Genomic DNA, 13,407 nt, shown 5'->3' on the forward strand with positions numbered 1-13,407 from the left:
CCCTCCTATCGTTCAATTTTTAAACCTCTTGGTGTAGCCCACTTTTCTACTTTAGATAATATAAAGTCAGTAATTAAGGCCAAAATAGTTACTAACACAGCGCCGCCAATAATAAATTCGGGTTGATAAAGGTTCAGTCCATTAAAAATAAAATCACCTAAGCCTCCTGCTCCTATGTAAGATGCTAAAGTTGCCCACGAGATGGCATAGACTGCTGATAATCTAATCCCCGACATAATGACAGGGATAGCTAATGGCAGCTCGACCATCCCGATGGATTGAATTTTTGTCATTCCCATACTAATTCCGGCTGATTTCAGACCTGAATTAACAGAATTCATACCAATATACGTATTATTTAAAATAGGTAATAGTGTGTAGATAAATAGAGCAATAATTGCAGGGATTTTCCCGACTCCTAAGAATGGAATCATAATTGCTAAAATAGCTAATGATGGTAGTGTTTGCAGAACACTTGTAATGCCTAAAACGATTTTAGCGGTTCTCTGTAGTTTTGATAATAAAATACCCAATGGAACTGCAACGACAATGCCTAAAATTAAAGCTATGGCAGATATATAAAAATGTTCCCATGTTTTTTGTACAATATCTCCGCCGTTTTGTGTTATAAAATCAATCATCTACTCACGTCCTTTCTATTTAGTTAGTATTTAGTTAAGTTGTTTATTAGATACACTTTTTTGCTCTAGATTAATATCATTTGCATCCTCATTTATTTCCTCATCACCCCAAATAGTGTCATATACCATATCCACAATATTCGCACGAGTAACAAGTCCAATTAAACGATGCTCTTCATCTACAACAGGAATGTGTTTTAAATTCCGCTTTAAAATACGTCGTACTGAATCTTGTAATTTTGTACCATTACGAACATAAAAGACGTCTTTTTCTACTGCTTCAGAAATGCTAGAAGTGGTATGTCGTGCTTTAGTTAATCCCTCTACATCGATATAACCTTTCAAATGATTTTGTCCATCAACAACAAATAATGTGTCGACACGCTTTGTTACCATCAAACGAAAAGCATCATTAATACTTTTTTCTAACGTAATAGAAATTGGTTTAATCATTACATCATCAACAATTTTTGCACTTGGCTTTTCTTGCATTAAACGGTGAGAGCCAATAAATTCACGAACAAATTCGTTAGCAGGGTTAGATAGGATATTGTCAGGAGTATCAAATTGGATAACTTGGCCACTATGCATTATACAAATGCGATCTGCCAATTTAATCGCTTCATCCATATCGTGCGTGACGAAAATAACAGTTTTACCAAGACGTTGCTGTAAATCTTTCATCAAGTCTTGTAACGTATCACGAGTAATAGGGTCTAATGCGCCGAATGGTTCGTCCATTAAGATAATGTCTTGGTCTGCGGCTAATGCCCGGAGCACGCCGATACGCTGCTGCTGACCACCAGATAATTGCGCGGGATATAGATCGAGATAGCTTTGAGGTAAATTTACAAGTTCAATGAGGCGTTCTGCTGTTTGATCTTTCTTGTCTTTTGTCCATTTCAACAATTTAGGTACAAGCGTAATATTTTCACGAATGGTCATATGTGGCATAAGACCGATTTGTTGAATAACATATCCAATACTCCTACGAAGTGCTACGGGGTTCTTTTTCGCTAAATCTTCCCCTTCTAAATAAATGGTGCCTTTGGTTGGTTCTATCATTCTATTAATCATACGCATGGCAGTCGTTTTCCCACTTCCACTAGTACCGATAAAGGCGACAAATTCACCGCGTTCTATTTCAATATTCATATCATCAACGGCTTTCTTTCCACCCCTATATACTTTCGATAAATTCTCTATCTTTAGCATAAGTATTCCCCCTCAAATTTTATAACCTAAGTTCTTTTACCCCCTATCGGTAGACATTAAACCTCAAAAAACTAAAATATTGAAAATATTTACTTTATTGTATAAATCGTTGCAATTGCAAGTTATATGTATGTGCTAGCTTCAATACGATAAATGCATTGATTCCTTGCCCTCTGCTGATCATTGATAATTAAAACACTTCATTTATTCACCATAAATTCCATCTCTAATCTTAGGTTCTTTTCTAAAACTTTTAATCCCTACAAAAATACTTTGTTTTTCATATTGACTTTCATCTTTAGAAAAAGTAAGATAATTGAAACATTAGAAAATTACTTATCTTGAGAAGCTAAGGGACTGGTCCGATGAAGCTTCAGCAACCACTGTATAACAGAATGGTGCTACTTCCAGCAAGAGAAATCTTGACAGATAAGGGTGCATACTCAACTTTTAAGCTCCCTCTTTTATTAATGAGGGATTTTTTATAACTTTAATGCATAGTAATTCTATAAGAATTATAATTTTAGAGGGATATGAGGGGATTTTTTGTGAAAGAGATATTTATAAAAACAGAACTACAACGTCAATGGTTAGATAAATTAGCGTTACTAAAAGATAAAATCACTGAGGGCGCTGCAATAGTAGATGAATTATCGATTTTTCCAAAAGAGAGTTTTAGCCTACTCCGAGAAATTGGCTATCCAGCAATCACTTTACCAACAGAATTCGGTGGCGGAGGATTTTCAGTTTACGATATGGTCCTCTTGCAAGAAACACTTGCTAGTTACGATGAAAATACTTCCCTTTCTATGGGCTGGACTTTAGGTGTTGTTGGAGAATTGTATGAGCAGAAATTGTGGACAGATGACAAGCTTAATTTCTTTGCAAATGAAGTACAAAATGGTGCTATTGTAAATCGTTCTGTAAGTGAGGCGCGTACTGGAAGCCCTACTCGCGGTGGACGTCCTGGAACAAACGCCGTTCGCTCAAATAATGAGTGGCTTATAACTGGACGTAAAATTTTCACAACAGCTTCCCCTGTTTTAGATTATTTTTTAACTTCTGCTTGGATTGAGGAAAAACAACAAGTTGGATTCTTTTTAATTCATAAAGATACAGCAGGAGTATCTATTGAAGAAACGTGGGATGTAATGTCGATGCGTGGCACATCAAGTCACGACTTAATATTACAAAACGTTAAAGTAAGTGACTCGGATTTAGTCGAATTACCAAATCATCCAAGCGGGGGTAAAATCAACGGCTGGTTATTGCATATTCCTGCAACTTATTTAGGCATAGCACAAGCAGCTCGTGATTATGCCGTTCACTTTGCAAATCACCATCAACCAAATAGTTTAGATGCACCGATCAGTTCATTACCAAATGTGCAGAATCTATTAGGTGAAATTGAATTAAAACTTCAGCAATCTAGATTTGTCTTATATGGAACAGCTGAAGCTTATGACGACCCAAAACGAAGAGATTCTTTGAGCAATGAAATCGCTGTTGCCAAACATACAGTGACTAATGCAGCCATTGATATCGTTGATAAAGCAATGCGAGTAGTAGGCGCAAAAAGTTTACAAAACTCTAATCCATTGCAAAGGTATTACCGCAATGTACGCGCGGGTCTACACAATCCTCCAATGGATGATATGACTATAAAAAAATTAGCATTAACAGCTATTGAAGAACAAAAGAAAAAGAATTCGATTGTGAATTAATAATGAAAAATTAACTTAAAAAGGGGTTTTAAGATATGTTCAGTAAAAAACTATTAAAATTTGCAGCAGTCGGTATTACTTCAATCGCAATTTTAGCTGGTTGCTCTACTAGCGAGGCTTCTGATTCTAAAGTTAAAGGAGATTCCTCAAAAGTACGTACAGTGAAAGTTGCCTTTGACCAAGCGAGTAAGCCGATTTCATATATTGACGACCAAGGTAATCCAACTGGATACGATGTAGAAGTGATGAAACTAGTGGATGAATTATTACCAGACTATAAATTTGAATATGTAGGCACGACTAGTGACGACTTATTAATTGGTGTCGAACAAGGTAAATACCAAGTTGGTGTCAAAAACGCCTTCTTCACAGAAGAGCGTACAGAAAAATTCATCTACCCTAAAGAGTTTCTTGGCTTAAGTAGTGCAGGTTTAGTATTACGTAAAGAGGATGAAAATATTAAATCGCTAAAAGACTTTGCAACAGCCGGCTACTCTTTAGCACCAATTGCCGCAAATAATGCTCAATATACAGTCATCGATGAATACAACAAAAAAAATCCAAATAACAAAGTAAAACTAAAAGCTGGAGATGCTTTCACTATCGATATTGTTCAATGGGTCAATGAAGGCCGAGTAGACGGCGGTGTAATGATCGAAGGTCCTTTTAACCAGCAAGTTACAGCCAAAGATGGTGCTTATCACAAATTAGCAAATGACGTTGTGTACAACGAATTTGCTGTAATTAAAACATGGCCGCTATACAACAAAAAAGAGCAGAAATTTGCAGACGCATATGACAAAGCTATAAAACAAATTAAAGAACAACAAAAAACAAATGAACTGAGTAAAAAATTCTACGATCGTGATTTATTTGAAGTACTTGAGCAAGCGGAACGTTAATTGCTTATGCATACGTAACGTCCTTAGGCTGTTGAGTCATTAAACTCAACAGCCTTTCCAATACAAAACGAAAATGGTGAGCATATGGAAAAATATTTTGATGCATCTTACATCTGGGAGTCACTCCCTATTTTACTCCCCTTTCTAAAGGTGACATTTATGATAGCAGGACTGTCCATTTTACTAGGTTCCTTTTTGGGTTTATTACTTGCAATAGCCAAATTGAGCAGCAGTAGAATTGCTCAAAAACTTGCAAACGGTTATACAACTATCATGCGTTGTACACCTTCGATTGTGTTACTATTTCTCGTTTATTATGGTGTACCCGCATTAGCTGAAAATTTTGGCCTCAATTTGCACGATATTGATACAGCCATATTCGTTATCGTAACTTTCACACTACAATTTGCAGCCATTATGTCCGAAGTAATTCGTTCTTCTTATGGTTCAATTGACAAGGGCCAATACGAAGCCGCTGTTAGTGTCGGCCTAACACCTTTTCAAGCCTATCGCCGCATTATTTTTCCACAAGCTTTAGTTGTAGCTTTACCCAACCTTGGTAACGGTATGATTGCCTTATTACAAGAAGGTGCACTTGCTTATACTATTGGGCTTATTGATGTCGTTGGAAAAGCCAATCTCATTATCGCCAGCAATATCAATGCACATGCTCTTGAAATTTTTATCGCTTTAGCAATCATCTATTGGGTATTGTCATTGATCATCGAAAAAGTCTTCTCAATTCTCGAAAAATTCTTTAGTAAAGGTAAAAAAACGTTGGAGACAACATAAGGAGGTACCCACATGTCTGAAGGATTAAATTATAAATTTTTGATTGATACATTTTTCATTGCATTGTCTGGCGTACCAGTGGCCTTACTTGTGACTATCGTTTCTTTACTGATTGCTATACCGCTCGCGTTTTTACTCGCTTTAACACGTATTTATCGAATACCTTTTATACAACGCTTAGCTCAAGTTTACGTATCGTTTGTACGAGGTACACCTATTATTATTCAAATTTTCATCGTCTATAGTAGCGTTCCATTAATTTTAACAGCACTATTTAAAAAATATGATGTGGCTATGGATGTCTATAAAATTCATCCAATTTGGTACGCCTTTATCGTCTTTTCATTTAGCACTACTGCCATTTTAATCGAGGTTTTCCGTTCTGCGCTAAGCACAGTCAACAAAGGACAGTTAGAAGCTGCACATTCGGTTGGTTTAACGACTTATCAAGCATACCGACGCATCATCATTCCACAAGCACTTGTAGTAGCACTACCGAATATTTGTACAGCTACCGTTAACCTCATCAAAGCTACTTCTCTTGGTTACGCAATGTCTTTACAGGAAATCACCTTGAAAGCTAAGGTTGCTGCAAACGTAGGCTACAACTATGTTGAAGCATATTTAGATATATTCATCGTGTACTTAATCTTATGTAGTGTTGTCGAATACGGCTTCAAATTGTACGAGAAACACTTACGCAAATATAAATTGGCAGATGCTTAAAACTGGAGTGTGATGATATGTTAAGTATAAAAAATGTGCATAAATCATTTGGCAATAATGAAATATTAAAAGGTGTCGACTTATCCATTGATAAGGGGGATGTTGTCGTCATCTTAGGTCCTAGTGGCTCTGGTAAAACGACTTTACTCCGTTGCCTTAACTTTTTAGAAAAGGCCGATCAAGGCCATGCTACTTTCGGAGAAATTGATGTAGATTTACATGATGCCAAGAAAAAAGACATTCATGCTATACGCCAGAAAATTGCATTTGTCTTTCAAAACTACAATCTATTTAACAATAAAACTGCACTTGAAAACGTCATAGAAGGCCTTATCATTGGACGTAAAGTGCCAAAAAATGAAGCTATTGAAATCGGTAAAAAAGCTTTAAGTAAAGTGGGCCTTACCGACAAATATGATGCTTATCCAAGTCAACTGTCAGGTGGGCAACAACAACGAGTCGGCATTGCACGTGCAGTTGCTTTGAATCCCGACATTATTCTTTTTGATGAACCTACATCTGCACTAGATCCAGAGCTAGTTGGAGAAGTACTAGCTGTTATGAAGAATATCGCCAATGAGGGCACAACAATGCTTGTCGTTACTCATGAGATGTCCTTTGCTAAAGATGTAGCTAACCGCGTTATCTTTATGGATGGTGGCGTTGTCGTTGAGGAAGGTAATCCTCATGAAATCTTCGTCAAACCTAAAGAAGAACGTACGAAGAAATTTTTAAAACGTGTTCTACCTGAAGATTATTCATTCTTTATTTAAATTCAAAACGCCCACCTCTAAGTTTTATAAGAGATGGGCGTTTTCTATTTCACTTATTTACGTTTCCATAGTACTAACATCGAAATTGTAATCACTGTAAAACCGATAAAAGATAAAAATGGAATCGTTACGAAACCAAGCCAATTTATATATTGCCCCGAGCAAGGTACACCACTAGTGCACGTACTGAACTCATGCATTGATGGTATCTTTTGCAATGCATAATGATAGCCAGAGAGCAGCATCCCAAAAACCGACATCGGAAGCACATATTTATAAATCTCTTTATCATTTCTGTAAAAAGCCATCCCTAAGAAAAAGACAAGTGGGTACATTAATATGCGCTGATACCAACAAAGTGTACATGGGATAAAACCCATTTGTTCACTAAAAAACAAACTACCCATCATGGCTATAATCGACGTTATCCAGCCAAAAAGGAGCGCTTTATTTACCATCAGCAGTTGCCTCTTCTACCATTTTCACAAAATCATCGTATGTTTTTCCAGTGAATTGCTTGCCATCAATATAGATAGTTGGTGTTGACTGGACACCGAGATTTTTTGCCATTTGCATATCTTTATCCCATGCTTCTTGTCCCGCATTTTCACCAAAAGCTTTCATTACCTTTTTAGTTTCTTTCTCGTTAGCTATTTCAGATAATACTTCTTCTAAAAAGTCCTCAGTGTATAAATCTACTTTTTCATAAGATAAATCTGTTGGTTGTTTACTGAACAGCAGCTCATGGAAAGCCCAAAACTTCTCATTTCCCAACTCTTTATAGACTGTTTCAGCAAATTGAGCAGATCGATTTGAATCAATATTAATAAAAGAATAATTCATAAAATAAAACTTAGCTTTCCCTGTTTCAACAAAATCTTTATTAATAATAGGAAACATTCGATCATTGAAGTCTTTACAGCTTGGGCATTTATAATCACCAAATTCAACAATATCTACAGGTGCAGATGCTTCACCTAAAAACGGTTGCCCTTTATAATCAATTTCTGCCGATTTTTCAGTAGATTTCGTTAATACAATAATACCTACGATACAAACTACTACTATTCCTACAAACCAAAATATTTTCTTAGACATTAATAAGCACTCCTAATCGGGACTACATTGCGTAGTGTATTGGGGTAAAAAATTTACGCCAAGGCGTAAATAAATAAAGAACAAATAAAACTAAAAATCGCTAAAGAGATTAATAATATCTTCACTGGTAAATTCCATTGAATTTCTCTTAACGGGTCTAAAATAAAGCCAATTCGATAATTAACAGATGTATCTGCAAATGATGCATAAGAAAAAGGCATTTTTTCATACTTACTTACTTTTAACATCTTCAACAAAGCACTACCTAAGTGTACAGTTGTCTCCTGTTTTTTAATGGCATATTCATCTGCTAGCAATTCTTTCATGATTTTATATTTCTGATTACACCAATCTAAAATCGGAATATACCACATTGTAGATGAGCAAAGTTCCATTAAAAATATCTTAAGTGGATCTCGATTTTCCTTATGGTACATCTCATGAGAAATAACAGCTTCTAACTCTTCGTCAGATATAAGATTCATCAAACCTGTTGATAAGACGATCTTGGGTTTTATAAACCCCATCGTAAGTGCTAATGGTGTAGGATGCGAAATGACAAGCAGTACCTCTTTACCTTGGCAATATGTACAATTCATATTGAGCGTAAGCACATTCTCTCTATATTGCTTAAATCTCTTTTTCATACGAATAGCATGATAGAATTGAGATCCTATTTTCCATATAGTCAAAATTAGTGTATAGCCGACAAGTACATCAAGTATATAGCCCAGTGAAGACAATCCTATTATTCTCAACCAGCTATGACAGACGACTACAAGATTGTATTGAACAGTCCAACCAGCTATCTTTGCGACAAAATATAAACCCATTTCTAAAAAAATAGTTCCCGAAATAATGAGCGATACTATGAGGGTGATAGACGAGTGACGTTTGTACATACGTTACGTATCCTTTTTTAGTTCTTTAATTTTTTTCTCAAGCATAGCTACGAGATCCTCATCGACATCTTCTAATGCATCGAGCATATGGCTAACTACAACATTACCAAACTCGTCCATTAATACATTAGTCATTTCTTTAGATTGTGTATTCAAAAAATCTTCTCTAGAGAGTACTGGCTTATATAAAGATGATCTACCTTCAGTTCTCTTTTGAAGAATTCCCTTGTCGACTAATCGATTCATGACTGTCATGACTGTGTTAAAATTCGTCAACTTTTCTTGATCAAGCACTTGTTGAACATCTTTGATGGTCATTTCTACATCGTTCCATAAAATGTCCATAATCTTGGCTTCTAGAGGGCCAAAAAAGCGATTTAACCCACTTTCGTTCATTTTGAATTTTCGAATCCTCATGACTTGATCACCTCACATTACTCATTGTAGTGTTATGACCATTTCCAGTCAAGAATTGTTCCCCAAATACAATTTATTTAATTGTTATATCATCTTGGAGTTATTAATATACATTATGAATTCATTAAATTTGAGGGTTCAGATAACATTCTTTTATTAGAAAACTGTTAAGATATGCGTATAGATTTTCTATCATGGGCATCTTATGATTGGAGGTATCGTCATGACTAAACAAAATAACGCAGCTATATGCGACATTAAATATCATTTAGTAGAACGGATTACGGGTTGGTTTGAACAAACAACACAACGTACTACTCACCACATACACTTATATGCCGATTCAGTTTCAACTGCTAAAAACGTCTTTAAATTAGAACATGTTCATGACATGTCATATAAACCTTTCTCTAGCGGTTCCGGACTATTTTATTTGCATACAAACCAAGGGGTATTTATGTTCGAAATCGAAGTAGATCCGACTCATTTTATTCAAACGTATAAAAGAATACGTGGATGAAGATTTTCATAAATAAGCATCTATAATTCTTTTACCTCTTTGCTCTTCCATCGTTCACTAGCCACTTTCTATTGTCTTCTAGTACTCTGATATAGCATTCAGGTGCATTGTGAGCATTCCTGATTTATAATGAAAAGTATGACATGAATAGAGAGTTTTAATTTGGGGTTAAAGAGAGGCGCATAAGTTGCGTCATGAGTAGGTGAAGAAGGGTTTTATGTTTAAAAATAGAAAAATAAAAATCCGTGTATCTGGATGGTCAGCACTTCTGATTTTGATAATGATATTAATTCTTGGACTTTTTTTAGTAGTGACTGTACCGCTCTTCGGATTTTTTGGTTTGTATAATTTATTAGCTAAGTATGATTTAGCATCTATACAAATTTTCGAGCAGTGGTATAGAAATGGATTATATTACGGATGGTTTTTATTATTGATTGCCGCAATGATGTTCATAGTGGACTTCATAAATTTATTTGTCGTTGCGAGTTTTAACCTACTTTGGTCAAAACCAGTAGCAGTAATTAGTTATGCCATACAAACTGCTATTTGTGCTATCCTTTTTAAAAGTTTAATAGTAATGAGCTTTAGTCGCATTGATGTAACATGGGCAGGTTCTATTATTATATTTGTACTTTTATATATTATTGTGGCCGTTTTTAGTTATGAAAAACCAGAGCAATCTAAAAATGAGTGAATGTAATTAGAGCTTCTTAAAAAGAAGCTCTTTTATTTTCGGAAAAAATAACACATCCAAAGGTTGACTCATTAACTAAAATTTGATAAGATTTCAATCGTTCGGTAATTTTATCGTTTTTATTTGGTAAAGTTCGAACTTCATGTGAGTATAAACTTGTTTTTGAGCTTCTAACACTCGGTTAGGTGCTCTTTTTTTTCATTCATTTAATAAAAAAATCCGACAACCAGCCAATAACTTAGCTGTGTCGGATTTTATTGAACAATAATTTTATGAATTAAAACAGATATTTCTAAATTAGCTGTTTTAATCTAAAAATTATTAACCATTTTTGGGTAGAGTTTGTCACCACCAAAAAGTTGGATATTTTCTTGTGCTTCTCAAGTTATTTATTATGAGTGCGAAAATAACAATGATTAGTGAACCTATCAATACAGGTGTAATGATATAATGCCAGCTATAGTTTCCCAGCATAATAATAACGGGATTGGCTCCTGCTGGTGGATGTGTTGTCTTAGTAATCATAATAAGTGCTATAGCTAATGCTACTGCTAGAGCAATTGCCCAAGGTTCGTTACCAAAAAGTTTTAGCATAATGACACCAACTGCACTTGTTAATACATGACTTCCAATAATATTCCGTGGCTGTGATAGTGGTCCGTTCCAAAGCGCAAAAGCTAGTATGCAACTGGAACCAAATGGGGCCATAAACCATATCGTATTAGTTACTTTCGTAAGTTCAAGGAGAACAAAGATCGTGATATAGCAACCAATTAAAGCCGTCAGTATATCTTTCCAATTTGTTTTCAGCGGTGATTGGCCATTACCTTTCATTTTTGCGATGTAAGATAGTGTTTTTGATTTTTGTTTTGGTGATGCAATTTGTGACACGTTGTTTCCCTCCTAATTTATTTACTTTACTACAACTAAGTGAATAATTAAGGAGTTATAATATTTAAATTATATTGCTAGAAAAGCTTTTACTTATCTAATAAAAAAGTTATCCACTAAAGTGGATAACTTTTTTATTAGTGATTGATATATAACTCAAATACTTCTCTGTAATCTTCTTTAACATATTGCTTTTTGCTTTGAAGAACCCAATCGTTAGCGAAGCGAGCGATTTGTTCAAATGATTGTGCTGGTGTTACTGCATTACTCTCTACTTTGCCGATTGACTCTGCTGCATACGTTAAACTGTTTTGAGCGATTTCAAAATATTGTGTGTTGTTTTTCATCTCTACGGAAATTGCATGAAGTGCTTTATATAAATCTTTAATTTCTGTGCCGAATTTTTTGTGAATGTCGATGGACATAGGAATATTGTTAATAGTGAATTTAATTTCAATATCTAAATCGATTGTACCTGCAGTTTCTAACATAACATCTGTGACTGTGCTGTGTTGATAGTCATAGCGCTTTAATAGCCGCTTTTTACTAATCGCATTTTCGCCGTCTACGTGAATCAGCGCTTTATTTGTGAAGCAATATTCGTCTGCTTTCGTTTTAATTAAAAAGTAAACAACTTCACCTGATTCGTGTAGAACGAAATCGTCGGCTTCTGTTTTGTCGAAATTTTCCTTTGGTACGACAATCCCAATATCAGAAAGGCCTAGTGCATCTGAGGCAAATTTTTTAAGCATATTTTGTTCCTCCACTAATGGTAAGATTTTATTCTATCTTCTCTTTATACGAAGTAACATTAGTACAAGTTCCATTTCTGATTAAAAATTACTTAGAACGCTTCTTTCGGCGATAAGATGGCCACTCATTCTCACTTGCCTTAAAGTTATAAACAGGCTTAATGATTGTTTTTATATCTACAGTATTACGGACATTTTCAAGAATTTCTTCCATTGGTTTATAAGCCATTGGTGCTTCATCAAGCGTTTCCTTATTAACTGATGATGTCCAAATACCAGCCATTGTTTTTTGATATTCCTCAAGATTTAAAATTTTATTTGCTTGAGTACGGCTCATTATACGCCCTGCACCGTGTGGGGCTGAATAGTTCCAATCTTCATTTCCCTTCCCATAAGCGATAATGGAGCCGTCACGCATATTAATAGGGATAATGAGCTGCTCCCCTTTTTGTGCAGAAATGGCACCTTTTCTTAAGATCATATTGTCGGTATCGATATAGTTGTGAATAGAATCAAAATCTTCAATGATATATTTTTCAAAATCTAAATGTTCAATAATAGAGCGAGCAATCTGGCGACGGTTTTCTTTTGCAAATTGCTGTGCTAGCTTCATATCATGAATGTAATTCTGAAAATCTTCACCTTGTACATAAGCAAGATCCTTTGGAATAAGTGGTGTTTCTTTTTGATATTGCTTAAGGGCAGGTTGGATTTCTTGAAAGCGCCCCTGCACTTTTAAAGTAGCTACTATTTCAGATACATCACGGCGTTGTATCTTTTCATATGCTAACTTTTGATAATAAGTAGCAATTTTAGCACCTACTGAGCGGCTCCCTGTGTGAATGCATAAATACAAATAGCCATCCTCATCTTGAGACATTTCGATGAAATGATTACCGCCCCCCAATGTACCTAGACTAAGCTTACTTCTTTCATCATTTAAAATATGAGAAGCTATAAATTGCAGTGCTTTAGGGAAATTGTCTGTGACGTATCGAATACTGTCGGAATCATGTAAATTAGTACCTGATGGAACGTATTTTTTTATAGTATCGTCAAGTTTTTGGAAATCGATATCAATTGGTGCAAGCTTTGTCACGTGTACTCCACAGCCAACATCCACTCCTACTAGGTTTGGCACGACTTTATCCTTTAATACGATAGTTGTACCGATGACACAACCTTTACCAGCATGATAATCCGGCATAATACGGATTTTCGCATCGTGTAGAAATGGTTGGTCGCATAACTCTTGGACTTGTTCTACTGCTTTGTCCTGCTGGATGTGGGAGAATATTTTGGCATTTGTATGCAATCCCTTTACTTCAATCAAATTAATCATCTCCTTGTAATTTTT

Annotated in this window: 16 protein-coding genes and 1 riboswitch; of the genes, 7 read left to right on the forward strand and 9 right to left on the reverse strand. The window is 35.4% G+C overall.

Going from position 1 to position 13,407, the window contains the following annotated elements; genetic code table 11:
• Positions 1 to 5: 5 nt before the first annotated feature.
• Together MHH85_RS18655 and MHH85_RS18660 are read right to left on the reverse strand one after the other, a co-directional pair.
• Positions 6 to 641: an ABC transporter permease gene (locus MHH85_RS18655; protein ID WP_038180651.1), complete on the reverse strand. Its 636-nt coding sequence runs from the start codon at positions 639 to 641 to the stop codon at positions 6 to 8.
• 30 nt (positions 642 to 671) lie between these two features.
• Positions 672 to 1,856, reverse strand: a complete 1,185-nt coding sequence (locus MHH85_RS18660) for a betaine/proline/choline family ABC transporter ATP-binding protein (RefSeq protein WP_340708049.1) — start codon at positions 1,854 to 1,856, stop codon at positions 672 to 674.
• 333 nt (positions 1,857 to 2,189) lie between these two features.
• Positions 2,190 to 2,292, forward strand: a riboswitch (SAM riboswitch).
• 112 nt (positions 2,293 to 2,404) lie between these two features.
• On the opposite strand from MHH85_RS18660, the gene MHH85_RS18665 reads away from it, so the two are divergent.
• From MHH85_RS18665 to MHH85_RS18685, 5 genes are all read left to right on the forward strand, one after another.
• Positions 2,405 to 3,580 carry an acyl-CoA dehydrogenase family protein gene (locus MHH85_RS18665; protein ID WP_340708050.1) on the forward strand — a complete coding sequence of 392 codons (1,176 nt, stop codon included), beginning with the start codon at positions 2,405 to 2,407 and terminating at the stop codon, positions 3,578 to 3,580.
• A gap of 35 nt (positions 3,581 to 3,615) precedes the next feature.
• Positions 3,616 to 4,482: a transporter substrate-binding domain-containing protein gene (locus MHH85_RS18670; protein WP_340708051.1), complete on the forward strand. Its 867-nt coding sequence runs from the start codon at positions 3,616 to 3,618 to the stop codon at positions 4,480 to 4,482.
• Between the two features lie 84 nt (positions 4,483 to 4,566).
• On the forward strand, positions 4,567 to 5,274 hold the full coding sequence (locus tag MHH85_RS18675) for an amino acid ABC transporter permease (protein WP_053418179.1): 708 nt from the start codon (positions 4,567 to 4,569) through the stop codon (positions 5,272 to 5,274).
• A gap of 12 nt (positions 5,275 to 5,286) precedes the next feature.
• Positions 5,287 to 6,000, forward strand: a complete 714-nt coding sequence (locus MHH85_RS18680) for an amino acid ABC transporter permease (RefSeq protein ID WP_193738092.1) — start codon at positions 5,287 to 5,289, stop codon at positions 5,998 to 6,000.
• Positions 6,001 to 6,017: 17 nt separating this feature from the next.
• Positions 6,018 to 6,773, forward strand: coding sequence for an amino acid ABC transporter ATP-binding protein (locus MHH85_RS18685; RefSeq protein WP_193738091.1), 756 nt, complete (start codon positions 6,018 to 6,020; stop codon positions 6,771 to 6,773).
• Positions 6,774 to 6,826: 53 nt separating this feature from the next.
• Here the strand turns inward: MHH85_RS18685 and MHH85_RS18690 are convergent, their stop codons facing one another.
• From MHH85_RS18690 to MHH85_RS18705, 4 genes are read right to left on the reverse strand one after another with little or no spacing between them, the layout of a single operon-like run.
• A complete protein-coding gene (locus MHH85_RS18690) occupies positions 6,827 to 7,231 on the reverse strand; it encodes a disulfide oxidoreductase (RefSeq protein ID WP_193738090.1) in 405 nt (134 codons plus the stop codon).
• Positions 7,221 to 7,871 (reverse strand): DsbA family protein, encoded by a 651-nt coding sequence (locus MHH85_RS18695; protein WP_340708052.1) that lies wholly within the window; start codon positions 7,869 to 7,871, stop codon positions 7,221 to 7,223. Before MHH85_RS18695 ends, MHH85_RS18690 begins: the two co-directional genes overlap by 11 nt.
• Before the next feature lie 53 nt (positions 7,872 to 7,924).
• The gene (locus MHH85_RS18700) at positions 7,925 to 8,773 is read right to left on the reverse strand and encodes a M56 family metallopeptidase (RefSeq protein ID WP_193738088.1); all 849 of its coding nucleotides are present in this window, start codon (positions 8,771 to 8,773) and stop codon (positions 7,925 to 7,927) included.
• 3 nt (positions 8,774 to 8,776) lie between these two features.
• Positions 8,777 to 9,190, reverse strand: a complete 414-nt coding sequence (locus tag MHH85_RS18705) for a BlaI/MecI/CopY family transcriptional regulator (protein WP_193738087.1) — start codon at positions 9,188 to 9,190, stop codon at positions 8,777 to 8,779.
• 223 nt (positions 9,191 to 9,413) lie between these two features.
• Here MHH85_RS18705 and MHH85_RS18710 point away from each other — a divergent pair, with 223 nt between their 5' ends.
• Positions 9,414 to 9,710, forward strand: a complete 297-nt coding sequence (locus tag MHH85_RS18710; RefSeq protein WP_193738086.1) for a hypothetical protein — start codon at positions 9,414 to 9,416, stop codon at positions 9,708 to 9,710.
• A 217-nt stretch (positions 9,711 to 9,927) separates the two neighbouring features.
• Positions 9,928 to 10,407: a hypothetical protein gene (locus MHH85_RS18715; protein WP_340708053.1), complete on the forward strand. Its 480-nt coding sequence runs from the start codon at positions 9,928 to 9,930 to the stop codon at positions 10,405 to 10,407.
• 345 nt (positions 10,408 to 10,752) lie between these two features.
• Here MHH85_RS18715 and MHH85_RS18720 read toward each other — a convergent pair whose 3' ends face one another.
• The 3 genes from MHH85_RS18720 to MHH85_RS18730 form a co-directional block, all read right to left on the reverse strand.
• The gene (locus MHH85_RS18720; protein ID WP_340708054.1) at positions 10,753 to 11,298 is read right to left on the reverse strand and encodes an HPP family protein; all 546 of its coding nucleotides are present in this window, start codon (positions 11,296 to 11,298) and stop codon (positions 10,753 to 10,755) included.
• Between the two features lie 137 nt (positions 11,299 to 11,435).
• Entirely contained in the window at positions 11,436 to 12,050 is a 615-nt protein-coding gene (locus MHH85_RS18725) for a PH domain-containing protein (RefSeq protein ID WP_340708055.1), read from the reverse strand.
• Between the two features lie 88 nt (positions 12,051 to 12,138).
• Positions 12,139 to 13,383, reverse strand: a complete 1,245-nt coding sequence (locus MHH85_RS18730; RefSeq protein WP_340708056.1) for an RtcB family protein — start codon at positions 13,381 to 13,383, stop codon at positions 12,139 to 12,141.
• Positions 13,384 to 13,407 lie beyond the last annotated feature (24 nt).

Origin of the sequence: Viridibacillus sp. FSL E2-0187 (assembly GCF_038006425.1) — a bacterium.
GTDB lineage: Bacteria > Bacillota > Bacilli > Bacillales_A > Planococcaceae > Viridibacillus > Viridibacillus arvi.

Coding starts and splice junctions, on each gene's coding strand:
- MHH85_RS18655 (WP_038180651.1), bottom strand. CDS start 641: ATGATTGATTTTATAACACAAAACGGCGGAGATATTGTACAAAAAACA.
- MHH85_RS18660 (WP_340708049.1), bottom strand. CDS start 1,856: ATGCTAAAGATAGAGAATTTATCGAAAGTATATAGGGGTGGAAAGAAA.
- MHH85_RS18670 (WP_340708051.1), top strand. CDS start 3,616: ATGTTCAGTAAAAAACTATTAAAATTTGCAGCAGTCGGTATTACTTCA.
- MHH85_RS18675 (WP_053418179.1), top strand. CDS start 4,567: ATGGAAAAATATTTTGATGCATCTTACATCTGGGAGTCACTCCCTATT.
- MHH85_RS18680 (WP_193738092.1), top strand. CDS start 5,287: ATGTCTGAAGGATTAAATTATAAATTTTTGATTGATACATTTTTCATT.
- MHH85_RS18685 (WP_193738091.1), top strand. CDS start 6,018: ATGTTAAGTATAAAAAATGTGCATAAATCATTTGGCAATAATGAAATA.
- MHH85_RS18690 (WP_193738090.1), bottom strand. CDS start 7,231: ATGGTAAATAAAGCGCTCCTTTTTGGCTGGATAACGTCGATTATAGCC.
- MHH85_RS18695 (WP_340708052.1), bottom strand. CDS start 7,871: ATGTCTAAGAAAATATTTTGGTTTGTAGGAATAGTAGTAGTTTGTATC.
- MHH85_RS18700 (WP_193738088.1), bottom strand. CDS start 8,773: ATGTACAAACGTCACTCGTCTATCACCCTCATAGTATCGCTCATTATT.
- MHH85_RS18705 (WP_193738087.1), bottom strand. CDS start 9,190: ATGAGGATTCGAAAATTCAAAATGAACGAAAGTGGGTTAAATCGCTTT.
- MHH85_RS18710 (WP_193738086.1), top strand. CDS start 9,414: ATGACTAAACAAAATAACGCAGCTATATGCGACATTAAATATCATTTA.
- MHH85_RS18715 (WP_340708053.1), top strand. CDS start 9,928: ATGTTTAAAAATAGAAAAATAAAAATCCGTGTATCTGGATGGTCAGCA.
- MHH85_RS18725 (WP_340708055.1), bottom strand. CDS start 12,050: ATGCTTAAAAAATTTGCCTCAGATGCACTAGGCCTTTCTGATATTGGG.